This window comes from Bacteroidota bacterium (assembly GCA_016722565.1).
Lineage (GTDB): Bacteria > Bacteroidota > Bacteroidia > 2-12-FULL-35-15 > 2-12-FULL-35-15 > 2-12-FULL-35-15.
This window is the reverse complement of the sequence record JADKIU010000007.1, coordinates 317,803-341,468: the sequence shown is the minus strand read 5'-3', so window position 1 is coordinate 341,468 and position 23,666 is coordinate 317,803. Positions and strand designations below refer to the sequence as shown.

Annotated in this window: 17 protein-coding genes; 5 read left to right on the top strand and 12 right to left on the bottom strand. The window is 38.8% G+C overall.

Going from position 1 to position 23,666, the window contains the following annotated elements:
• Positions 1 to 8: 8 nt before the first annotated feature.
• The 5 genes from IPP64_16365 to IPP64_16345 all read right to left on the bottom strand — a co-directional run bounded on the left by IPP64_16365 (position 9) and on the right by IPP64_16345 (position 4,179).
• Positions 9 to 299 (bottom strand): 2TM domain-containing protein, encoded by a 291-nt coding sequence (locus tag IPP64_16365; GenBank protein MBL0330934.1) that lies wholly within the window; start codon positions 297 to 299, stop codon positions 9 to 11.
• 42 nt (positions 300 to 341) lie between these two features.
• Positions 342 to 629, bottom strand: a complete 288-nt coding sequence (locus tag IPP64_16360; GenBank protein ID MBL0330933.1) for a transcriptional regulator — start codon at positions 627 to 629, stop codon at positions 342 to 344.
• Position 630: 1 nt separating this feature from the next.
• On the bottom strand, positions 631 to 1,206 hold the full coding sequence (locus IPP64_16355; protein ID MBL0330932.1) for a hypothetical protein: 576 nt from the start codon (positions 1,204 to 1,206) through the stop codon (positions 631 to 633).
• A gap of 70 nt (positions 1,207 to 1,276) precedes the next feature.
• Complete coding sequence (locus tag IPP64_16350) at positions 1,277 to 1,918, bottom strand: hypothetical protein (GenBank protein MBL0330931.1); 642 nt, start codon at positions 1,916 to 1,918, stop codon at positions 1,277 to 1,279.
• A gap of 101 nt (positions 1,919 to 2,019) precedes the next feature.
• Positions 2,020 to 4,179, bottom strand: a complete 2,160-nt coding sequence (locus IPP64_16345; protein ID MBL0330930.1) for a TonB-dependent receptor — start codon at positions 4,177 to 4,179, stop codon at positions 2,020 to 2,022.
• A 328-nt stretch (positions 4,180 to 4,507) separates the two neighbouring features.
• Here IPP64_16345 and IPP64_16340 point away from each other — a divergent pair, with 328 nt between their 5' ends.
• On the top strand, positions 4,508 to 4,969 hold the full coding sequence (locus IPP64_16340; GenBank protein ID MBL0330929.1) for a YbjN domain-containing protein: 462 nt from the start codon (positions 4,508 to 4,510) through the stop codon (positions 4,967 to 4,969).
• A 278-nt stretch (positions 4,970 to 5,247) separates the two neighbouring features.
• On the opposite strand, the gene IPP64_16335 is transcribed toward IPP64_16340, so the two are convergent.
• The 3 genes from IPP64_16335 to IPP64_16325 are packed head-to-tail and all read right to left on the bottom strand — an operon-like array spanning position 5,248 to position 11,534.
• Entirely contained in the window at positions 5,248 to 7,311 is a 2,064-nt protein-coding gene (locus IPP64_16335) for an OmpA family protein (protein MBL0330928.1), read from the bottom strand.
• Positions 7,312 to 7,313: 2 nt separating this feature from the next.
• Positions 7,314 to 8,339: a PorP/SprF family type IX secretion system membrane protein gene (locus IPP64_16330; GenBank protein MBL0330927.1), complete on the bottom strand. Its 1,026-nt coding sequence runs from the start codon at positions 8,337 to 8,339 to the stop codon at positions 7,314 to 7,316.
• 24 nt (positions 8,340 to 8,363) lie between these two features.
• Positions 8,364 to 11,534, bottom strand: coding sequence for a PKD domain-containing protein (locus IPP64_16325; protein ID MBL0330926.1), 3,171 nt, complete (start codon positions 11,532 to 11,534; stop codon positions 8,364 to 8,366).
• A 137-nt stretch (positions 11,535 to 11,671) separates the two neighbouring features.
• On the opposite strand from IPP64_16325, the gene IPP64_16320 reads away from it, so the two are divergent.
• The gene (locus IPP64_16320) at positions 11,672 to 14,179 is read left to right on the top strand and encodes an SBBP repeat-containing protein (GenBank protein MBL0330925.1); all 2,508 of its coding nucleotides are present in this window, start codon (positions 11,672 to 11,674) and stop codon (positions 14,177 to 14,179) included.
• Between the two features lie 140 nt (positions 14,180 to 14,319).
• Here the strand turns inward: IPP64_16320 and IPP64_16315 are convergent, their stop codons facing one another.
• A complete protein-coding gene (locus tag IPP64_16315) occupies positions 14,320 to 14,934 on the bottom strand; it encodes a NifU family protein (protein MBL0330924.1) in 615 nt (204 codons plus the stop codon).
• 74 nt (positions 14,935 to 15,008) lie between these two features.
• Between IPP64_16315 and nadB the strand changes: the two genes are divergently transcribed.
• Complete coding sequence (gene nadB, locus IPP64_16310; protein ID MBL0330923.1) at positions 15,009 to 16,586, top strand: L-aspartate oxidase; 1,578 nt, start codon at positions 15,009 to 15,011, stop codon at positions 16,584 to 16,586.
• A 1-nt stretch (position 16,587) separates the two neighbouring features.
• Here nadB and IPP64_16305 read toward each other — a convergent pair whose 3' ends face one another.
• Positions 16,588 to 17,892, bottom strand: a complete 1,305-nt coding sequence (locus tag IPP64_16305) for a hypothetical protein (protein MBL0330922.1) — start codon at positions 17,890 to 17,892, stop codon at positions 16,588 to 16,590.
• 134 nt (positions 17,893 to 18,026) lie between these two features.
• Complete coding sequence (locus tag IPP64_16300) at positions 18,027 to 18,512, bottom strand: RNA polymerase sigma factor (protein MBL0330921.1); 486 nt, start codon at positions 18,510 to 18,512, stop codon at positions 18,027 to 18,029.
• A gap of 105 nt (positions 18,513 to 18,617) precedes the next feature.
• On the opposite strand from IPP64_16300, the gene IPP64_16295 reads away from it, so the two are divergent.
• Positions 18,618 to 19,622, top strand: a complete 1,005-nt coding sequence (locus IPP64_16295) for a T9SS type A sorting domain-containing protein (protein ID MBL0330920.1) — start codon at positions 18,618 to 18,620, stop codon at positions 19,620 to 19,622.
• A gap of 944 nt (positions 19,623 to 20,566) precedes the next feature.
• Here IPP64_16295 and lepA read toward each other — a convergent pair.
• Positions 20,567 to 22,357, bottom strand: a complete 1,791-nt coding sequence (gene lepA, locus IPP64_16290) for an elongation factor 4 (GenBank protein MBL0330919.1) — start codon at positions 22,355 to 22,357, stop codon at positions 20,567 to 20,569.
• A gap of 307 nt (positions 22,358 to 22,664) precedes the next feature.
• Between lepA and metF the strand changes: the two genes are divergently transcribed.
• Positions 22,665 to 23,618, top strand: coding sequence for a methylenetetrahydrofolate reductase [NAD(P)H] (gene metF / locus IPP64_16285; GenBank protein ID MBL0330918.1), 954 nt, complete (start codon positions 22,665 to 22,667; stop codon positions 23,616 to 23,618).
• Positions 23,619 to 23,666 lie beyond the last annotated feature (48 nt).

The window sequence follows — 23,666 nt, the reverse complement described above, 5'->3', positions numbered from 1 at the left end:
ATTCGCAATTATCTGCCTTCTCTGTCTTTTAACTTTTGGTACTCTTTCATGACATCTGTTTCTTTATCACTCATGTAAGCGCTAAAGAAATTAAATGCTAAACCGATTCCCCATCCAAGGGTGGACCAAATTGGCCAAGGGAAGTCGTTGTGTTCCATTTCAGCAAATTCACTATGACCTTGTGTGAAATACCACATCGCCCAGAGGAATCCGTTTACAATAATGTAAGAAGCCAGATGTTTTTTAAAACCGGCTCTTTTTTTAGCGATACGCCATAAGTGTTCGTCTCTGTTTTCCATGTTAGATTTGTGGTTTGGTGATTCGTTTTATTTTAAAAATTTCTAATTCTTTTTAATATAGACTTGAATGGATTCTACATAGTTTTCAAATGCTTTGATTCCTTTTTTTGTGATGATGCAACTGGTTTGTGGATAATTATCTTTAAATGTTTTTTTAACAGTAATGTATTCTGCTTCGGCTAATTTGGTGATTTGTACACTTAAATTACCGGCAGTCGCGCCCGTTTTTTCTTTCAGAAAACTAAAGTCTGCTTCCTTCACGCTAATCAATAAACTCATGATGGATAAGCGCAGTTGTGAATGTAATAAGGGGTCGAGATCTTTAAACATTCTATTTTTTATTGTTCATTTTTAATAAGTAGCCAGGAATAATGTAACCGCCCAATACAGCAGTTGCCAGAATCAGCAGCTGATACATGTTTTGGATTTCAAAACCGGCAACAGCACATATCCAACAAAAAATACCACCAATCATTAATGGTTTAAATCGAAGCGCACCACCGGAAAGAAACAATCCCATTCCATACAACGCCATTATGATGGGTAATACTTGCAAGTAATTCATGGAGTTAAAAAACAGAATGATTAGGAGCGCAACGGTAAATGCAATCCAAGTGTATTTTAGTGATTCTGTTACATTTGTTTTTGTTCGGTCTTTTTTACCTTTCATAAACGAATATACAGCGGTGATGATTCCTCCAACCGGCATCAACATCCATGGTATAGAATTCCAGGAAACGTGTAAGTTGACTAAAATAAATTGTGCAATACTTGCTACAAATACCAGCCATCCCCAAAGCAGGAAGATGAATGCATCTGCTTTCACATCATTTTTAGCAGCTGCAATCATTTCGTGAATGATTTTTAGGCTTTCTTCCTGCGTGAGTTGTTTTTCTTCGTTTTCCATGGTTATATTTTTGATTTTTAGAATTTCGATTTTTTGATTCTATAATTCAAAAAATCTGCAACACTCGAATTTATTTCTTATCGCATTCTTTTAGGAAATAAGTACAAGAATTTTTTCCCCAGTTTGGAGCGATGGTGCTGGCTGGTTTGAATGTTTCATACATTTCCAATGCTTTTTGAAAAACAGGTTTTGCTTTGTCTTTTCCACCACCAAACATCGGAGGTGTATAGAAGTATGCAGTTCCTTCTAAGTAATACGGACGTGGATTTGTTTTGTCTAATTCCTTCGCTTTTTCACGTAGTTCACCGGATTCCATTCCATATTTTTGTCCGCGTGACATTGGATTTACACTGATGCGTGCAGATGCGATTTGTGCTTTGAGGGTGTAGATTTCAGAGTTATTCGGACTGATTGAATCGGCAACTTTGATGAATTTTTCTGCTCTGTCGCAAAAGGTATCAATCTCATTTCCTTTGGTAGAGTAAGTCATGTTTACATAACAATACGCTGTATAATAATTAGGTAACCACTCTGATTTTTCAGCGCTGGCAATACGTTCGAAGTTGTTCGCCAAGTTTTGCAATTTTGCGCCATCACGTGTGGTGTCTAATGCAGCAATGTTTTTTTCCATCGCGGCAATGTATTTCGGATTTTGTGCTTCTGCAAAAATCGCTACACTTAATAGTGCTAGAATTGATAAGGTCTTTTTCATTTTGTTTTCTGATTGTTTAATTGTTGTTAATTTTTTCTATTTTCTTTTGAAATGTTTTTTCAATTTATATGCGTGTATTCTAATTTTATTTGTTATCCGTACTAATTGTTATTATCGATTACTTCTTTCGAACGATTTTGTCCAAACGATAAAAATAAGCCTACAAAGAAAAAGCGTTTAGCAGGAGGCGTTATTGCTGCACTTTGTTTTCCATCGTACGAGTAGCGGTATCCGAAAATTTGCTCATTGCCAATCGTGTTGGTTACTGAAAATGCTAACACTGCAAAACAATTTTTTATTTGTCGCAAGTAGGCGCCATTGATTCCCAATGAATGATAATCAATGGTTCGGTCACTCATAAATTCCGGGTTGTTTGGATTGTAGTATGGTCGACCGCTTGCATAGGTGTAGGTGAATCCACTGCTCAAGTTTAATTTTTCAAAAAACTTTTTGAATACCAGTGATGCTGTATGTTTTGCCGCAAATGGTGGTGTCACTTCTTTGGGATAGTTTTGGTATTTGCGTTTTGTTTCTAAATAGGTATACGAAATCCAATAATCTACACCTTTGATGGTTTTTTTATCTCTCCAAAAAACATCTAATCCTTGTGCATACCCATATCCTGAATTGGTTGAATCGTTTAGGTTGGTAAGATTATCGTATTTTTTATAATAGATTTCGGCACGCAAGGTGTGAAAATCATCCACACGCTGAATGTTCGCGATGTAATGTGTTGCTTTGTTGTAGCCGGGAATCTGCGGATAAAACAAATAGGTTCTGTCCGGTTTTTGATAAAACTGTCCGTACGCCAATGAGAGCTGACTTTTTTCTCCCACTTTATATGCAACAGAAGTACGCGGAGAAATTACATATTCTTTTTCTAAGGTAGAATGCTCACCACGGGCACCTGCACGCCACACTAATTTTTGTGTAATGTAAATATCTGCTTCTACAAATTGTGCAGAGTAGTTATCATAAATTGTATTTCGGATATGGTATCCATAACCTGATGCTGCACCATCAATTTTTACATCGTCATAGGTGTATTGGTATTCTGCACCGATGCGGAGCATGGATAATTTTCCGATGCCTCTGCTAAATACAATTCGTCCTTGTGTCATGTCACTTTGTGAACGGATGGAATCGGTCCAGGTGCGTATGTTATCCACATTGGTGCTGTAAGATGCGCCAATGTTCATTAAGAGCTTTTCACCCAAACGTTCTTTATAGGTAAGGTTGGTATATACATCGGAGTTATTTAATTCGAATAAATTTTTGAATCCGTTGGTGCTATCGATGCTGAGTGTTTTAATTCCTAAATCCGAAAGGTTAAAATACCCGTAAAATTTGAGCATTCCGGTGGTAGAAGTTTTTTTACGGAAGTTCAGAGAGCCACCGGAAAATTGTGGCGCTCTGGTATATTCGGGAGTTTGTTTGACTAATTTAAAATAAGGTAGTAGGTTGGCATAGTTCAAATCAAATCCAACACTCATGTTTTTTTCCTTCCATAATTTATTATAACCTCCACCAATACCTACGGATGAAATAGCAAGAGTAGAGGATGTTTGTGCTGGTAAATCTTGTGTTTCCAATGCTAATACCGATGACATTCCTTGTCCGTATTGAGCCGAATATCCACCGGTACTAAAAACTGTTCCTTTAAATAAGAAAGGAGAAAAGCGTCCACGCGAGGCGATATCGGGAGCAGCGCTGAAGAATGGTTTATTTACGACCATTCCATCGATGATGGTTTTTGTTTCACTTCCGTCACCACCTCTCACAAAGAGTCCTTCCGACTCACCCACTTGTTGTGCACCCGGTAATGTTTTTAAAGCTCCCACAATATCTCCTTGCGCACCGGCAGTGGTAACAATGTCGAGTGGTTTTAATACGGTTGTTTTTTTCTCATCGCTGGCTTCAATGGTTCCTGCGGAGATGGTCACCACTTTTAATTCGTTTAAGGATTCCTTCATGGTGGTGTTAAATGTGAAATCGATGCTTGTGAGTTTGATCTTTTTTTCAATTTGTTCAAAACCGATGAAGCTGCAAACGATGATAACGTCTCCAGTATCTGCCGCGGTGAAGGAGAAGGTTCCATCCGCACCGGTAGAGGCACCATCATAGGTGTCTTTTATAAAAACGTTCACTCCGGGTAGGGGTTGTTTTTTCTGGTCGAGGATTTTGCCGGAAACTTTGGTTTGCGCCAATACTCCTTGGAAACTCAATAGAATCAATGTAAAGGTGAATAAAATACGATTCATAAACGACTTGATTTATGTAAATATTTGACAAATGTAAATTAGTTTATAATATAAACCAAAATTATTTTCAATTATTTTTGTCGTTTCTGACCTCATCCAACCCTTCTCCAATAGAGAGGGGCGATTGCTCCGATTGCGCAGCGTCATTGCGAGGAACGAAGCAATCTCTCAAGATGAAGACTAGCGTGACCAATGGGCTGAGATTGCTTCGTTCCTCGCAATGACGGCTTCAAAGGATTTCCTTTTCCGAAGCGAAATCCTCAAAAAAATATTTTTTCAAACAAGAATATTTACTATTTTTAATACGTTTAATTAAAAGGTTTATAACATGAACATAGAAGAGACAGGAAAGCTGATAGAAAACAGTATAGCCGGATTAAAATTGGATGTAGCGGCTAGTCGCGGGGCAAAACCCGGACAATGGTCCATTAAGATTAAAGATGCAAGTGTTTGGATTGATGTATTTGATTTTTCAACCACTCCCGGAAAATTTTATTTACAAGTAATGAGCCCGTTGTGCGCAGTACCGGATAAAAAGAAAGATGAATTTGCATGGGATCTTTTGGAGATTAACTACAAGATGTATGGCTCTTGGATGTGTAAAAAAGAAAACTGGATTTATGTTTTGAGTTTGCGCGAAACAGCAGGATTAGATCAGTCGGAAATTGATGCTACTTTGGACAGAGTTGGATTTTATAGCAGCGACTATTATAGTAAACTAACATTTAAGTACGAAGGTTGCTGGTTGCCAAAAGCACCTGGTGATATTACACCAGGTACTCCTAAATAATTATATCTTAAACATATTTGCTAAATGAATACACTACTCCCTCGATTCAGTAAACTAAGTATGGTTGCACTACTCGTGTCTGCTATTTTTCTTTTAGATGGCTGTGCGCCAAAGCCAGGTTGTGGGAACAGACGCGACCATAGAAGACGGAAAAAAAGTGTGAAACGCTTTGCACCAAGCATGAGTTATCAAATAATTAACGATAGAACTAAAGTTCTTTTTGGATAATAAAATGAATCAAACAAAAAACCCAAACATTCCTGTTTGGGTTTTTGATTTTATTTTGTAGTTCTGATATCTCCTTCTTTGATTGGTCGGAAAGCAGTTCTTCTGTTCTTTTGGTGTTCTTCCTCAGTAGTTGCTTTAGGGATTAACAATTTGGTTTCTCCATACCCTTGAGGTAACAATCGTTCTTTAGCAATACCTTTCGAGATTAAGTAGTCGACACAGGATTTTGCTCGCTCCTGTGATAATCGCATATTATATGCATCTCCACCACGCTCATCTGTATGTGAATTAATCTCAACCGTTAAGTTGTTGTTCAAGTTCAAGAAGTCAGCTAAGTCATCCAAAATCTTTTTAGAAGCCGGACGTAAGGTTGCTTTATCCAAATCGTACTCAATTCCTGGAATCACAATATCGCCTGAAGGAATTGGAGATAAGAAGAAATCTTTTACTAAATGCGCAGATTCTGTTAATCCCAAAGTGGTTACGTTTCCTGCATCACCAAAGAATTTATTTTTCTGTGCTTTTAGATACAGTTCCATTCCTTCGTCTAATGCAGTAAAATAATTACCATCTGCATCAGTAAACAAGAAGAATGGCTCTTTATCTCCACGGATATCTTTTAATGTAATCATGGAGTTTGCAATCACCTGATTCGTTTCAGCATTGTAAACCGTTCCTTTTAAATCAAATACCAATGGATCTTTTTCAATGGAATAAATTTTTAAACAAGCACCACCTGTACAATCTTTACATTCTTCGCGGTCGGATGTTAAGAAGCCTGCACGCTGACTACGCTCTAAAACAAAGTAGGAATCTTCCTTGCTAGAGTTGAAAGGTGCGCCCATATTTTTGGGAGCCGACCACAATGAATCGCTGTTATAAGATGATTTGAAGATATCCAATCCACCAAATCCAGGATGACCGTTAGAACTGAAATACAAGGTTGAAGTATAATAATGAAAGAAAGGTGTCACCTCATCTTCTGATGTATTAAACAAAGGACCCATGTTGATTGGTGAACCAACAGGACGACTATCATCATCTAGGTTCACATACCATAAATCCATTTTCCCAAAACCACCCGGGCGGTTGGAAGAGAAATATAAAATACTTCCATCTGGAGAAAGAGAAGGATGCATGGTTTTATAGCCTGCAAGGTTTACGTTGTCGTTTAATTTTTCAGCACCCAACCATCGATCGTTCATGTTTTTTGAAAGATAGATTGCACATTCGTTTTTGTTGGTGGTTGACCAACGGGTGAAGAAATAATTACTTCTGTCTAAGGTAAGGAATCCTGCACCTTCGTGCATTTCTGTGTTTGCCGGTCCGGATACTTTTGCTAATTCAGTCCAGCCACTATTTGTTTTCTTTAAAGTATAAATGTCGCAAACATATTTCGGATCTTGTTTTTTTGGATCAAGAACGGTGTTGCCGTCACGTGCAGTGGTAAACTGAACGGTGTTTGCATCGCCATAATAGTTCACAGCGAAACTAGCTGTTCCGGAATTGAATAACGAATCTTTTATTTTGGTAACGATAACACCTGTTTTGTTATTAGCAGTATCTGTTGCCAAATAACAGCCAGCAATTTTTAATTTCGATTGTTTGAACATGGCAGAATCTTTTCCTTCTGCTTCGGTCATCACTTGCTCAAATTGATACGCAGCACCCGGATAACGTTGATTTTTCATCAATGCATCACCATACCAAAAACGTTCGTAAGGATAATCCGTTGGTTTATTGTCTACTGATTTTTTAAACCAAATTTCAGCATTTGCATAATCGTGGTTTAAACGATAGCTGTCTGCAATTTGATGAATCGCATATTGTTCGGTAGGGTCAGAAGTAGTAATAACGGTTGTGTCTTTTGGAACACTTGCGCTGTCCTTTTTAATTTTTTTAGGAGGTGTATACGGTTTTGCTTCGTATGGGCGTGTATAATCTACAGCTGTTCCTTTGTCTACTACTTTTAAATAGAAAGTAACAGCAGTTTTATAATCTCCGTTTTTGTAAGCTGCATCAGCATATTCCAACCATTCCCTTTTGCTTTGAGCAAAAGTAGATACAGTCACAAACAGGAATAATAAGGCAATAATATTTTTCGTGTTTTTCATAACTACAATCTTGGACAGTTTGCTAAAGGGTTCGGTTTGCTTCTGCGGGCAACATAGGTTAAAGAAATTTCAAAACCTCCGCGTTTGTTCGAAACCTGTTGCAATGAAGAGGTGTTGATATCGTAGCTGATACGAGCGGTATAACTACCTTTCTTTAAACCTGCTTCAATAATGGCTGCATCTTTATTACGATACGTTGGTCCGAAGATCAAATACGTTTCTGAATCTTTTAGGAAGTAATGCAACAACAAAGTAGCCGTTAATTCCTGGTCGTTGATTTGTTTCATATAAATGAACTTTGGCAACAACTGAATTTTTTCATTGATGTTAACTTTCACACCACCATGTGCATAATAGCGCAATGGTAATTTGTTTTCTTTATCAAAGAATGATTCGGTAGGCTGTGTTAAATGGAATGCAGAAAAACCGATGAATGGATTAATGCGTGAATTTTCTTTTGCATAATAATACAAGAAACCAGCGTTGATATCGTGAATCGTAAAGTTGGAGTTGGCAAATGTTTCACCGCTTGCGATAGAAGCATCAAAGCCACCATCATTTGCGGTAGTGTATTGATTTCCGAAAGACAATTTACTTTGGTCTACTGCTTTGTTTACAATACCACCTTGAACACCTAATGCTAAGTGATGGTTTTTCTTTTTATCGAAAACAACATCGTAGCCAACAGAAAGCAATGCACTTAATGCATTGTAATTTCCTGCACCGGCACGGTAATTAAAAACTTGTAATCCGATACCGAATTTTTTTACAGGCATGTCGAAAGACAATCCGGCAGTGGTATATGGTTTTGTTGCAACGGCCATCCACTGTGTACGGTAATGTCCGTGTATACGATATTTCCCGTCAAACATTCCTGTCATTGCAGGATTGAGAAACATAGGAGGAGCATCGTATTGCGACAAGTGAAAATCTTGAGCTGAGGCTACTTTTACAACAAGTAAAAGCACCATCGCGAGTAGTGATTTATTCATCGACTTTAAAAATGGAGTATGTAAAATATGTTTCATATTAATTCTTCTCAACCTAATGTATTATCGAAGTAAAGTAACGTCACCCGAAATTTTATGTTCCTTATCGTCTTCGGTTACTCCAATAACGGTGTATACATATACGCCTAATGCTTGGTCAATACCTTTACGTTTACCATCCCAACCAACACACGTATGTCCGCCACAATCGGTCGCATCGGTGCTTTCAAAAATCAATTCACCCCAGCTGTTGTAAATTCTGAATTCAATTTTTTTGAATGGACCACCATAAACAAAGAAGATGTCGTTTTCACCATCACCATTCGGACTGAATCCTGTTGGAACATCCGGAGGCATGGAGATTACTTCTGTTCTGCAAGTAGTATCTGTACAACCGTTTGCATCTGTTACAATTAAACAAACATCATAATATCCACCGGCACCATAGGTGTGAGAAGGATTTTGTAAAGTAGATGTTGAATCGGAAGAGCTATCACCAAAATCCCAGAACCATGAAATGGCGCCATTGGTGGATTGGTCCGTAAAGTTGATTTGCTGATTGACATTTCCTGTAAAGTCGTCAGAAGTAAATACGGCAGCTGGTCCGGGTAATACCACTACCGACTGAACCACCGTATCGATACATCCTTGAGAGGAGGTTACAATCAATTGCGTATTGTATGTTCCGGCAGTTGGGAAATTGTGAGAAGGATTTTGAATCGTTCCGTTTGTACTTCCGTCACCATAGGTCCAGTTCCAAGTAGCAATGGTTGCTCCACCCCCAACTGTTGAAATGTCTGTATATACTGTTCCGTCATCCAAACAAATTCCGTTTGCATTAAAGTTTGCAATCGGTTTTTCGAATACGTTTACAATTTGATTAAGTGTATCCACACAACCATTGTTTGAAGTAACAATCAACGAAACGTTGAATGGTCCGCCTGTTGCATAAATATGTGTTGGGTCTTCCAAAGTACTTGTTCCGGAATCGCCAAAGTTCCAATTCCATGCAACGATTGTTCCTACAGTGGTTGAACCATCAGTAAAGGAAACGGTGTCTTGCGGACAAGCACTAATGCTTGAGAAGGCTGCCACCGGTGATGGAATCAACGTTACATTGATGGTGTCTGCATTGGAGCGACAACCACCATTGTTGGTAGAGGTAAAGATTAAAGTCACGTTTCCTGCAAGATCATCAGTCGGGCTCGGTAAATATACCCCATTGATGGTGGTGTCATTTGGTGAGAAAGAACCACTTCCGGTTGTTGACCAAATACCAGTTCCGGTGGTAACGTTTGCATTCAAGTTAATTGGATTGCTTGCGCAGGAGCTATCTGCTGAAGTGATTAAAGCGATTGGTGTTCCTGTGAAGGTAACAATAACGGTATCACTCGAGGCGATACAATTTCCGTTTCCAGTTGTTGCAAGATAGAGCATCACCGTGCCTGCCGTTGTATCAGCTGTGCTCGGGATGTAATCGGTACATAAAGATGTCGGACTTGTAAATGTTCCGGATCCTGTTGTTGCCCAAATACCTCCGGAAGCAACGGTGATGGTTGCACAAACTGGAACACTTGCGGTGTCTTTACATACAAACAAATCTGGTCCGGCCGTAGCAGTTGGTCCGGCATAAAAACTAATAATAACTTGATCTGTATCTGCAGGGCAGAAAGCATTGGCATAGGTAATCAACTCCAATGTATCAGCACCTGCTAAGATAGCTGCAGCTGTTGGTGTATACGTTGCGTTTAATGTGCTGTCGGTTGGGTTGAATATACCACTACCGCTCCAAATACCGCCTCCTGCATTCAACACTGTTCCACCCAATGTGATGGTAGAGTTGTTGGTACAGCTGATGGTATCACCACCGGCATTCGCAATCGGGTTTCCTTGAATGGTAACCGGATAGGTAATGGTGTCTGAGCATCCTGCAGCAGTAACTGTAATTAAGCTAACATTATAGGTTCCACCGGCAGCATAAATATGAGTGGGGTCTTGAAGGGTACTTGTTCCGAAATCTCCGAAGTTCCAATTCCAGCTGGTGATGGTACTACCCGGATCGACTGAAGAGGTATCATTGAAGCTAATTGGCAAGCCCATACAGTTGGGTGCATTATGACTAAAGTCGGAGATCACGTAGGAGATGTTTACCAATTGTGTCATGGTATCTGCACAAGGCGTTCCATCATTGATAATTAAAACAGCTGTATAACTTCCTAAACCAGGATACGTATGCACCGGACTGGTAACAGTAGAAGTTGGTGAACCATCACCAAAATCCCATAAATAGGTATTGGCAGCAGGAGTTGTTGTATTTGAAAAGGTAATGGTTGTTCCGTTACATGCTCCACCAGAGCTAAAGCTGGCGACAGCAAGAGGTGGGCAGTTTACAACGTTGAATTGGAAATCTCGTAAAATCTCTCCGATTTTTACTCCGTTACGCCATTCTTCGCAACGCACACCGGCCACAAACTGACCTAGAATAGGAGGGACACCGTTGATGATACCACTAGGACTGACTGTTAATGAAAACGGGGTGGCGGCATCGAGCGGATTGTTGGCACCATAGGTGCTGGACCAAGTAACTGAAGGAGTAGACCAAACGCAACCGGGATAGGTAATTGCATTGTCATCGAAAGGCGTATAAAGCGAATAAACTAATGAGTCACCATCAGAATCAGTCGCACTGTGATCAACGAACATGTTGTTTCCTTGACAAACAAATACGGGAGGAGGGTTTACCCATTTCGGACTGCTGTTTGCAATTACGACTCCGTTGTCAGGAATATGCGCATACCATGTTTCACCAGCAGATAAAGGAGCGACAATATTTAGTAGGGTTGAGTTTCTGCAACAATATTGGAAATATAAATCGTATCCACCTGGAGTTGGAGGTAATCCTGTAACAACTTGAGTATAGATTGCTTCTTCTAAGCAGATGCCTGGATTTACTGCGCAGGTATCGATGTTAGGAGGTACTAAGGATGCACCCGGGAATGGAATTGTAATATCCGGTAATGCAGTACCACCACAGTTTCTTCTCACCTCAATAGTAACAGGGTTAGGGAACGCAGCACTTCCTGGTTTACAATCGCGGTAAAGCTTTAGTGTAACACGGTAAGTAGAGCCACCCAATTGTTCATATGTTAATGATCCACCCACAACGTGAGTTGCATTTGAAACAAATGGTAGAAGGAAGACAAAAATAATTAGGAGAAGTAATTTATTCTTCATTCAAATAGTGTTTAGTCGTTATACAATTACGAAATGTAAATGTAATAAAAATTTTGTTCGGGCAAATTTTTATCTTCAAAATTGTCAGATTAATGATAAAAAAGCTTAGTTTTGACTAAACTTATGACACATTTAGCATGAAAAAAATTCTACTTACTACTCTTATTTTCGGGGCCATTTCTTTTATTACAAAAGCTCAGATTAATATTCAATGGCAAACGCGTTATACCAGTGCAGGAAGCAATATCGATAGGGCAGAGGATATGTTTGTGGATGCTGCAGGGAATGTGTATGTGACTGGATTAGGGCTTGGTGCCAGCGGAAACTTTGATTATGTAACCATTAAATATGATCCTGCAGGTGCTCAATTGTGGAGAACGGAATACAACGGACCAGGTAACAGTTTGGATGAAGCTCATGCGATTACTGTGGATGCTTCAGGAAATGTATATGTTACCGGTTGGAGTTATGGTGGTGCGGGAACAGGGTATGATTATGCAACTGTAAAATACGATGCTGCCGGAGTTCAACAATGGGCTTCTCGTTACACAAATGTTGCAGGGGCAACCGATGAGGCTTGGGATGTTGGAGTAGACAATGCAGGAAATGTATTCGTAACCGGAACAAGTGATGGATCAGGTTCTAATAGTGCAGCGACTACAGTGAGATACAATTCTTCCGGTGTTCAACAATTTGCTAATCGTTTTGAAGGTGGAGGAGCATCTATTGATGCCGGATTTTCTATTTATGTAGATGCTGTTACCGGTGATTCTTATGTGGCAGGATATACCTATCAAAGTGCTGCAAACGATTTTAATTTTCTTACAGTAAAATACAATTTGGCAGGTGCTCAGCAATGGGCTTCCCAATATAACAGTCCGAGTGCCAACTACGATGAAGCACGCGCAATTGCTGTAGATGCTTCCGGGAATGTTTATGTTACCGGATATTGTCAAACATTGGTGTTGACAGATTATGATTATGCAACTGTTAAGTATAACTCTGCAGGTGTTCAACAATGGGAGCAACGTTACAATGGAACCGGAAACGATTATGACAGAGCCAACGCAATTGCATTGGATGCTTCCGGAAATGTATATGTTACAGGAAAAAGTGTTGGTGTAGGAAGTACCGCTGAAGACGCATTTACAATAAAATATGATAATGCAGGGGTTTCTCAATGGACAGCCAGATATAACGGTCCGTCCAACGGATACGATGAAGGAAAAGCTATTGCACTGGATGCTTCCGGAAATGTTTATATTACCGGGTATTCGTTTACTACCGGTGCAAACAACGATTATTTAACGATTAAATATGATGCAACAGGAGCACAAGAATGGTTAACAAAATACAATGGTACGGGTAACAATGCCGATCAAGCAGCGGCTGTTTCTGTAGATGCTATCGGAAATGTATTCATAGCCGGAATGAGCCGTGGATTAGGTTCTAACGAAGATTATGAAACGATTAAATATTGTCAGTTAAAATCGGATGCAGGTGTGGACACGACCATCTGTAATGGTAGCTCTGTTCAGTTAAGTGCTTCTGCACCCGGTGCTGTAAGCTATTTGTGGACTCCAGCATCCGGATTAAATTTTACAAATATCGCCAACCCGATTGCGAATCCATCGGTTACAACTACCTACATTGTTGCAATTACAAACGCAAATGGTTGTACGGATAACGATACGATTGTTGTGAATGTGGTTCCACTTCCTTCACCAAGTATTAGCGCAAGTGGTCCTACTTCTTTCTGTAATGGTGGTTCTGTTACCTTAACTTCTGCAGCAGGAACTTCTTATTTGTGGAGCACTTCTGCATCCGATACATTGGCGTCAATTACAGTTTCTACTTCCGGAACTTATTCTGTTACCATCACCAACGGAACAGGATGTACGGCAACCGCTTCACAAACGGTGACTGTGTTTTCATTGCCACCAATTAATGCAGGTCCGAATGACAGTACTTGTTTGAGTACAAACGCAAATTTATTGGCTACAGGTGGTGTTTCTTATGTGTGGTCGCCTGCTGGTTCATTAAGTGATCCGAACATTGCAAACCCTGTTGCCGGTCCAACCGTTACAACAACGTATACGGTTGTTGGAACAGCTACCGGTGGTTGCACCAATACGGATTCTGTTACAATTTATGTGATTGGAAATCCTGGTTTACCAACGTTAACGCAAGGCATCGATTCGTTGATGTGTTCTCCTTCTTATTTTGCTTATCAATGGTATTTCAATGGTTCACCTGTTGTTGGTGCTACTACTCAAAATTTCCAATTTACCGGAAATGGAAATTATTATGTAGAGGTGTTTAATGCATTGGGTTGTTCAACCGTTTCTGCAGTGTTCAATATCAATAACTATGGAATTGTAGAAAATGAAAATGCATTGTTGTTGAGTGTCTATCCAAATCCTGCAACAACCGATTTTACATTGGAATTTCAAATGGAAAAATCGGAGCAAGTAAAAATGAATGTGATGAATGTAACCGGACAATTAATCTATTCAGAAGAGATGGATGGTAATCCGGGCATCAACACAAAAAATATTAACATCGCTGAAATTGCAAACGGAATTTATTATTTGCAAGTGATTACAAGTGATAATGTAGTTACGAAAAAGATTATAAAAAATTAGAAATTTGTAACATTGCTCCGAAGGAGTCCCTTTGGGAAAAATTAAAAAGTCGTTTAGAAAATTTCTAGACGACTTTTTTTATTGTTAAAAATGATATATTTTCTTTTCTTCACTCGGAACTAATCTTTCAATTTTCCAATCTAAACTGCTTCAGAAACGACTTCCTTCACTTCAGGAATCATTCGTTTTAATAAACCTTCAATTCCTGCTTTTAGTGTTATCGTAGAGGACGGACAACCGCTGCATGCACCGCGCAATTGAACAGTAACAATCCCATCGATAAAACTTTTGAAAGTAATACTTCCGCCATCGCCTTCAACAGCCGGACGAATATATTGTTCCAGTGCTTCAACAATTTTTACTTCTACTTCTGTTGTTGGAGCAGCATGTTCTGTAAATACTTCTTTTTTCTCTGTGAATGTATTGTCAATCGCAACTTCGGTTTTTGGTAATTCAGTAATAACAGGATGGCCTTCTGAAATATACACACGAATAAAATCACGTAACTCGAATGTGACTTCTTCCCATTGAATGGCATCAATTTTTGTGATGGTTACAAAATTGGCCGCCATAAACACTGCTTTTACAAAAGGAAATTCAAATAGTTTTGCTGCCAATGGAGAACCTTTGGTTTCGGCTTTTGTTAGATATTGTGCGGTGGCACCATCGTGTACCAACAATTGATTGGCAACAAACTTCATGGATGAAGGATTGGGAGTGCTTTCGGCATATATGATAATCGGCTTTTTAACGATTGTGTCCATCTTTTCAGTAATTTTGAGGTGTTATAATAGTACAAAGGTACATAAAAGTAAGTGTTGTAAGATTCATGAAGAGAAAAATAGATTTCTTAATTATTGGTTCTGGTATTGCAGGATTAAGTTATGCGCTGAAAGTGGCGAAACATGGAAAGGTATGCATGATTACCAAAGCCAATGAGGATGAGAGCAACACCAAGTATGCCCAAGGAGGAATTGCGGCTGTGATGTATAGTCCGGATAGCTACGAAAAACACATACAAGATACCTTGATTGCCGGTGATGGAATTTGTGATGAAGAAATTGTTCGCATGGTGATTACCGAATCTACCGACCGCGTAAATGAATTGATTGCCTGGGGCGCTAAATTTGATAAAACAGCAAGTGGTGAATATGATTTGGCGAAAGAAGGCGGGCATTCCGAACATCGTATTTTGCATCATAAGGACAATACCGGATATGAAATAGAACGTGCATTATTAGCGGCAGTGCATCAACATCCCAACATCGAAATTTTAGATCATCATTTTGCGATTGATGTATTAACACAACATCATTTAGGAAAAGAAGTAAACAGCCGCACCCCTGATATTGAATGTTACGGAGCGTATGTATTAAATTTGCGAACCAATAAAATTGAAACCATTCTGGCGAAAACCATTTTAATGGCAACCGGTGGAGCTGGACATGTATACAGCACTACCACCAATCCAACCATAGCAACCGGTGATGGTGTAGCGATGGTGTACCGGGCGAAAGGACAAGTAGAAGGAATGGAATTTTATCAGTTTCATCCAACATCTTTGTATAATCCGGGAGAGAGTCCTTCGTTTTTAATTTCAGAAGCGGTGCGTGGTTTTGGTGGAATTTTAAAAACGATTGACGGGAAAGAGTTTATGCATAAATACGATGCACGCAAATCGTTAGCCCCGCGTGATATTGTTGCACGTGCGATTGATAATGAAATGAAAACACGAGGAGATGATTATGTGTATTTAGATTGCCGTCATTTAGACAAAGAAGAATTGATAAAGCATTTCCCTAACATTTATCAGAAATGTTTGACATTGGGAATTGATATCACCAAAGATTTTATTCCTGTTGTGCCGGCTGCACATTATATGTGTGGTGGAATAAAAGTAGATCAACATGGTCGCAGTAACATTCATCATTTGTATGCCATAGGTGAATGTTCTTCAACTGGTTTGCATGGAGCAAATCGTTTGGCATCCAATTCGTTGTTGGAAGCGGTTGTGTATTCACATCGTGCAGCGTTGGATGCTGTGGAGCAGGCAAAAAAAATAAATTTCTGTGAAGCCATTCCTGATTGGGATGCAGAAGGAACTGCACATCCCGAGGAAATGGTATTGTTGATTCAAAGTTTAAGAGAAGTGCAAGCAATTATGACCAACTATGTTGGAATTGTACGTTCGGATATCCGTTTGCAACGTGCTTTTGATCGTTTGGAAATTTTGTACAAAGAGAATGAAGCCTTGTATTTAAAAACAATTATCTCTCCGAAATTATGTGAGTTAAGAAACATTATCAATGTTGCTTACATCATTATCAAACATGCGCGAAAAAGGAAAGAGAGTAGAGGGTTGCATTATACGGTGAATTATCCAAAGGGTGCGGATAGCAAATTGTAACTTATTTTCCTCTCGATATTTGAATGCCATTTCCTAAAGCATAAGCTGTTACATCACCATCATCACTGTAGGTTGGTTTTACTTCCACATCTCTGCCGGTCATTTTGCTGATACCTCTCGTAACAATTTGTGCGAAGTCCCAACCCGAGAAACGTTTAACGCGACCATTTTTCTTTTGTATGGCAAGGGTTTCTTCATCCAATGTTTTTTCTTTTATTTTTTCGGTTGCTAATTCACGCAATGAAAGGTAACCTGTTGATGCACCAATAGTTTTTGATTTTCCAATGATACTTGCAATGGCATCGTTGTTTGTTGGTTCAGTTGCAGTGTTTGGTTTGTTTGTTTGCTCGTTGTTTGCCAATAATATTTTTTCTTGTTCAATTTCTTTCTTGTTCTCAGGGATGTTCACTGCAATTGGTAAAATGGGTTGTTCGTTTACATTAACAGGTGTTTTAGCGATGCTGTCGTTGTTGCGTTTGTTTTTAATAATCGATGAAGTTGTTGCAGCCATCTGATTTTTTATGGATGGATTATTTTCAATTGGCTGAATGTTTTTTATTACCGCGGTTGAATTATTGTTTTCAACAGGAGCAGTTTTTGTTTCATTTGTTTTGTCCGCAAAGGTTTGTTCTTGTGTGGTGCTGTTGTAGAGGAAGAACATTCCAATTAACAAGGCAATGGAAGCGGCAGCGGCAACATAAAAGTAGAACGGAATAATTTTTCGTTCTTCACGTTTTAATTCTTCTTTGTTTTCAAAAACGATGGTGGTGTCGGCAACCAATTTTGTTTGTTTGTACAAACTGTAATTGTGTTGCATTTCTGCATCAACAGCTAGTTGTTGATTTAAGAAGATGTTTTCTTGCTTGGTTAATAGACCCTCCATGGAGGCAATTAACAAATCATCTGCAGTGGATTTTTGTAATGCTTCTTTGTTTTCAAAAACGATAGTTGTGTCAGCAGGCACTCTTGTTTTTTGAAATAATTCAAGCTCTTTTAAAAACTGGGGATGTTGTTTTATAAATGCGTCTAATAAATTTTTTTCAGCAGGTGTTAGGGTGTTTTCAATACTTCGAATGAAGTACTCTTCTCTGTTTTCTAGTGTGATTTCTTTTTTCAAAGAAGATTTTTGATCAAACGAAATAGTTGATAAGTCGTCTAAAGTAACATTCTCAAAACTTTCAAATTCTTCTCTAAGCTCGGGGTGTTGTTCAACAAACAATAACAAGTCAGCCACCTGTTGAGGTGAAAGATTTCCTTCGTGGTAATCAAGGAAAAATGCTTCGTAGTTATTTTTGTTAATGTTCATAGACCTCACCCTAAATCCTCTCCAAAGGAGAGGGACTTTTTGATTTGATTAATTATTTACTTTTTGTCTTTTCATTTTTAATACCCTTCTCACCAAACGCCCCTCTCTTATCGCGAGGGGATTATGGGGTGAGGTTATATTACGTTTTCCATTGCTCCAATGTAGTTCTTTAAAAACCCACGTGCTCTGAAAATATATACTTTTACTTGTGACTCACTTAAGTTGGTTATTTCTCCAATTTCAGCATAATTATACCCTTCATAATCGCGTAATAAAATTACGGAGCGTTGTATTTCAGGTAATTTGGTTAATGCCTCATTTAATATTTCTTTTAAATCGCTATACTGACGGTTTGAGCTTAAACTATTCAAATTAGCATCCGTCATTTCGCCTTGTTTCTTATCTCTTCGTATTCTATCAATCATGGTACGATAAGCAGTGGTAAACATGTACGATTTTGCGTTTGTACTCTCCACTTCCGACACTTTTAACCACAATTTCTCATATGTATCCTGCACAATGTCGCGCGCCTTTTCAGAATCCTTAATATTCTTAAGGATAAACCGGTAGAGGTTATCTGCATGTAAATCAACGGTTTTGTTGAATTCTTCGACAGTCATTGTAGCGTTTTTGTGCGATTTTCAGGTATAAGACGACTAAGGAACGGTAAAGTTACAGGGATTTGAGATATTTTTTGTAAATTGTATGAATATAAGCCATAGATCATGAAAAAAAATGTAGTGATTATCCTTCTCTTGCTTAATTTTATTGGAGTTCGAGCGCAATCATATATTCCATTTCCATCAAAAATGGTTGTTTATGGCTATTCCCATTATACTTTGTCGATGGGCGACTCCTATTGGGTTCCTCATCGTACTGAGATTAATTTAGACACATTGATCGGAGCTCACCATTATGCAATAGTTTATTCGGGGGTATTGCCTGTTTCAAAAACGGGGGGGATCAGAAATGATACGTTGAATAAGAAAGTATATTTCTATTCTTTTACTACCAATACCGAAAAAGTGTTTTATGATTTTGACCTTTCTGTTGGTGATACTGTGAATGCCACTTCCGGTTTTGGCTTTTATGATCAATTGGTAGTTACAGAAATGCCTCCGATGGCAACATTAGATACTGCATGGGTGACTTCCATTGATAGTGTTTTGATGCCTCACGATGGTCTTTACCATAAACGCTTTCGTTTTAATGGTATTTATCACGGACTTATGCCTCCAGATGCATTAGTTGATACTACCGATCAATATTGGATGCAGCCGGGTGGCCCAGGGAGTATGGTGGTAACTTCACTTGTTGAAGGAGTTGGCCAGTTGTATAATCCGCTTAGTTATTTTGGAGAGTTTGAATATGTCAACAGCTTTCATGTATATTGTGCTTCCATTAATGGAATTCCGGTTGTGACACCAGGAGGGCCTCCTCCGCCATTCATGAGCAACATTTATTGCGATCAGTTATACATGGGTTTGAATGAGGTTTATAAATCCATTAATATTAATGTTTATCCAAATCCAACAACCGGATCATTTCAAATTAAAACAGAACTAGAAATTAATTCAATAGAAGTATTGGATGTTTTTGGAAGAAGAATGTTGTATTCAGAAAATAATCAAACAGAAATAAATATTTCTGATTTTTTGAATGGAATTTATTTTGTTCGAATAAATGATTCGAAAGGGAATTCTGTTGTGAGAAAAGTTGTGAAACACTAATTCCTTGAAGCACTAATATTTTTCTCCGGAGTAATCATCCACCCGCTTTTCGTTTCAATCTCTGCGCTATCGCTTGAGGATTTTCTCTGCAATCGGGGCTATGAAAAATGACAGAGGCTCTTATCTGCCTTAGGGATAGTAGCGTAAATCCTTTTGAGGTACGAAAAAGATTGCAGCGAATAGCCCGACCTGAAAGGGAAGGCCCTAATAATACATAAAATATTTTGGAGCATTTTTATTTCGCTCCGTATTAATCATCCACCCGCTTTTCGTTTCAATCTCTGCGCTATCGCTTGAGGATTTTCTCTGCAATCGGGGCTATAAATATTAATAGGTGATGGATTCGCCTTAGGGATAGCAGCGAAAATCCTTTTGAGGTACGAAAAAGATTGCAGCGAATAGCCCGACCTGAAAGGGAAGGCCCTAATAATACATAAAATATTTTGGAGCATTTTTATTTCGCTCCGTATTAATCCTTCACCCGCTTTTCGTTTCAATCTCTGCGCTATCGCTTGAGGATTTTCTCTGCAATCGGGGCTGTGAAAAATGACAGGAGCTCTTATCTGCCTTAGGGATAGTAGCGTAAATCCTTTTGAGGTACGAAAAAGATTGCAGCGAATAGCCCGCCCTGAAAGGGAAGGCCCTAATACTACATAAAATATTTTGGAGCATTTTTATTTCGCTCCGTATTAATCATCCACCCGCTTTTCGTTTCAATCTCTTCGCTATCGCTTGAGGATTTTCTCTGCAATCGGGGCTATGAAAAATGACAGAAGCTCTTATCTGCCTTAGGGATAGCAGCGAATCAGTTTACTTTTGGAAAACAACCCAATGCTTTTTAGCCCCGATTGAAGTAAAAATCCTTTTTGTTTTTCACAAAAAGATTGGAACGGAAAGCGGGTGTGAGCTGGTTATGAAAAATGTTGGAACTGCTCCAAAAAATATTAATCGTTCAACTTCAACACAGCCATAAATGCACTTTGTGGAATCTCTACACTACCAACCGAACGCATCCGTTTCTTTCCTTCTTTTTGTTTTTCCAACAATTTACGTTTACGTGAAATATCACCACCATAACATTTAGCGGTCACATCTTTACGCATGGCTTTGATGGTTTCGCGGGCAATAATTTTTGCTCCGATAGCGGCTTGAATAGGAATTTCGAATTGCTGACGTGGGATTAATTCTTTTAATTTCTCACACATTTTTTTACCGAAGTCGTAGGCATTGTCGCGGTGAATCAACGATGACAACGCATCAACCGGTTCAGCATTTAAAAGAATATCCATTTTTACCAAGTCGGATGAGCGGTAATCTAACGGAGAATAATCGAAGGAGGCATATCCTTTTGAAATGGTTTTTAGGCGGTCGTAAAAATCGAATACAATTTCACCCAACGGCATTTCAAAAATTAATTCAACGCGGTCGGTGGTCAAATAATTTTGATTTACAATGATACCACGTTTGTTGATACACAAGCTCATGATGGGGCCAACAAATTCGGCTTTGGTAATTACTTGAGCTTTGATATACGGTTCTTCCACGCGGTCCAGTTTACTAGGATCCGGTAAATCGGAAGGATTGTTTACTAATAATTTATCGCCTTTAGCAGTATATGCATGGTAGGAAACGTTGGGAACCGTTGTGATAACGGTCATGTTAAACTCACGTTCCAAGCGTTCTTGAATAATTTCCATATGCAACATGCCGAGGAATCCGCAACGGAAACCGAACCCCAAAGCAGCAGAAGATTCCGGCTCCCATGTTAAGGAGGCATCGTTCAATTGCAATTTCTCCATGGAGTAACGTAATTCTTCAAAGTCTTCGGTATCCACCGGATAAATACCCGCAAACACCATTGGTTTTACATCTTCAAAACCTTGTATGCCTGCTTCGCAAGGGTTGTTGGTGGTGGTGATGGTATCACCTACTTTTACTTCACGTGCATCTTTAATTCCGGAAATGATATACCCTACATCACCTGTATTTACTTGGTTTCGGGGTTCTTGTTTTAATTTGAGAACACCAATTTCATCGGCATTGTATTCGGCACCTGTATTCACAAATTTTACACGTTCTCCTTTTTTAAGAGTACCATTTACAATTTTAAAATAAGCGATAATCCCTCTGAAGGAGTTAAATACTGAATCGAAAATTAATGCTTGCAGGGGAGCGCTGGGGTCACCTTTTGGAGCAGGGATACGGTCAACAATAGCTGCTAATATTTCGTGAACACCGGTTCCAGTTTTTCCGGATGCCGCCATAATTTCTTCGCGTTTACAACCCAATAAATCCACAATTTGATCTTTTACCATTTCGGGCTCAGCACTCGGTAAATCGATTTTGTTTAGGATAGGAATAATCTCTAAATCATTTTCAAGCGCTAAGTATAAGTTAGAGATGGTTTGTGCTTGAATTCCTTGAGCGGCATCTACAATTAACAAGGCGCCTTCGCAAGCAGCAATGGAGCGGGAAACTTCGTAAGAGAAATCTACGTGTCCGGGAGTATCAATTAAATTGAAAATATATTTTTTACCATTTAGTTCATAGTCCATTTGAATGGCATGACTCTTAATGGTGATTCCGCGTTCTTTTTCCAAATCCATATCATCGAGCACTTGCGCTTGCATGTCGCGTTTGCTGATGGTATTGGTATATTCAAGCAAACGGTCGGCAAGGGTACTCTTTCCGTGATCGATGTGGGCAATGATGCAAAAATTTCTAATGTTCTCCATTTTCATGAGACTATGATTTCAAAAGCTGTAAGCGAATTGAAATCATTAAGTCGAATTAATCCCGCAGCAATTGCGGAATCTGTTAATACTAAATTGGTTATCTGTACTTTCTTCTTAAGGAGTGCGAATTTACTAAAATTCTGCCGAATAATATGGAAAAATCCCCCTTCATTCCTTTATAGCTGGGAATGGTACACATTCCACTTTTGTAATCACATATTAATTTGGTTTTTAACCCTCCAAGCCGTTACTTTGCACCCGAATTATAATTTAACTTGTCGGCAGATAGATCTGCAATTACACCTTTATGAAAGTAACTGATCACATCAAACAAGCTCAATCGACCTTGTTCTCCATCGAAATTCTTCCACCATTAAAAGGAAAAAGCATTCAATCTATTTTTGACGGAATTGATCCGTTGATGGAATTTAAACCTTCGTTTGTAGATGTGACCTACCACCGCGAAGAGTATTTGTACAAAAAACGCGAAGGTGGTTACTTGGAAAAAGTAAGCATTCGTAAGCGTCCGGGGACGGTTGGGATTTGTGCAGCCATTATGAATAAATATCATGTGGATGCTGTTCCTCATATTATTTGTGGTGGTTTTAGTAAAGAAGAAACAGAAAATGCATTGATTGATTTGCACTTTTTAGGGATTGATAATGTATTGGCTTTACGAGGCGATTCGATTAAAAGTGAACCAGAGTTTGTTCCGGAGCCGGGTGGACATACCTATGCCATTGATTTGGTAAAACAAATCGGGAACATGAACAAAGGCAAATACATTGATGAAGATTTGGCCGATGTTGCACCCACCAATTTTTGTATTGGTGTTGCCGGTTATCCCGAAAAACATTTTGAAGCACCTAATATGATTTCAGACATGAAACATCTGAAAGCAAAGATTGATGCTGGTTCGGAGTATATTGTCACTCAAATGTTTTTTGATAATTCACAATATTTTGAATACTTGAAAAAATGCAAGGAGCAGAATATTAATGTTCCGATTATTCCGGGATTAAAAATTATTACAACAAAAAAACAAGCAACGGTGCTTCCTAAAATTTTTAAGATTGATGTGCCGCAAGCCTTGTTGGAAGAGATTGAAAAATGTAAAACGGATGCGGAAGTTAAAGAAGTAGGTATAGAGTGGTGCATTCAACAATCAAAAGAATTGATTAAAGCAGGAGCACCTTGTTTACACTATTATACAATGGGAACTTCGGAAGTAACACGAAGAGTAGCGAGTAAGGTTTTTTAAAAAATAAATTAAAAAAAATCCCGCTTCGTAATTTTACGAAGCGGGATT

Bases quoted from the DNA above. Each gene is read 5' to 3' on its own strand.
- lepA (MBL0330919.1), bottom strand. From the start codon at position 22,357: ATGGAGAACATTAGAAATTTTTGCATCATTGCCCACATCGATCACGGA.
- IPP64_16340 (MBL0330929.1), top strand. From the start codon at position 4,508: ATGAACATAGAAGAGACAGGAAAGCTGATAGAAAACAGTATAGCCGGA.
- IPP64_16325 (MBL0330926.1), bottom strand. From the start codon at position 11,534: ATGAAGAATAAATTACTTCTCCTAATTATTTTTGTCTTCCTTCTACCA.
- IPP64_16350 (MBL0330931.1), bottom strand. From the start codon at position 1,918: ATGAAAAAGACCTTATCAATTCTAGCACTATTAAGTGTAGCGATTTTT.
- metF (MBL0330918.1), top strand. From the start codon at position 22,665: ATGAAAGTAACTGATCACATCAAACAAGCTCAATCGACCTTGTTCTCC.
- IPP64_16360 (MBL0330933.1), bottom strand. From the start codon at position 629: ATGTTTAAAGATCTCGACCCCTTATTACATTCACAACTGCGCTTATCC.
- IPP64_16345 (MBL0330930.1), bottom strand. From the start codon at position 4,179: ATGAATCGTATTTTATTCACCTTTACATTGATTCTATTGAGTTTCCAA.
- nadB (MBL0330923.1), top strand. From the start codon at position 15,009: ATGAAGAGAAAAATAGATTTCTTAATTATTGGTTCTGGTATTGCAGGA.
- IPP64_16300 (MBL0330921.1), bottom strand. From the start codon at position 18,512: ATGACTGTCGAAGAATTCAACAAAACCGTTGATTTACATGCAGATAAC.
- IPP64_16365 (MBL0330934.1), bottom strand. From the start codon at position 299: ATGGAAAACAGAGACGAACACTTATGGCGTATCGCTAAAAAAAGAGCC.
- IPP64_16355 (MBL0330932.1), bottom strand. From the start codon at position 1,206: ATGGAAAACGAAGAAAAACAACTCACGCAGGAAGAAAGCCTAAAAATC.
- IPP64_16335 (MBL0330928.1), bottom strand. From the start codon at position 7,311: ATGAAAAACACGAAAAATATTATTGCCTTATTATTCCTGTTTGTGACT.
- IPP64_16305 (MBL0330922.1), bottom strand. From the start codon at position 17,892: ATGAACATTAACAAAAATAACTACGAAGCATTTTTCCTTGATTACCAC.
- IPP64_16320 (MBL0330925.1), top strand. From the start codon at position 11,672: ATGAAAAAAATTCTACTTACTACTCTTATTTTCGGGGCCATTTCTTTT.
- IPP64_16295 (MBL0330920.1), top strand. From the start codon at position 18,618: ATGAAAAAAAATGTAGTGATTATCCTTCTCTTGCTTAATTTTATTGGA.
- IPP64_16330 (MBL0330927.1), bottom strand. From the start codon at position 8,339: ATGAAACATATTTTACATACTCCATTTTTAAAGTCGATGAATAAATCA.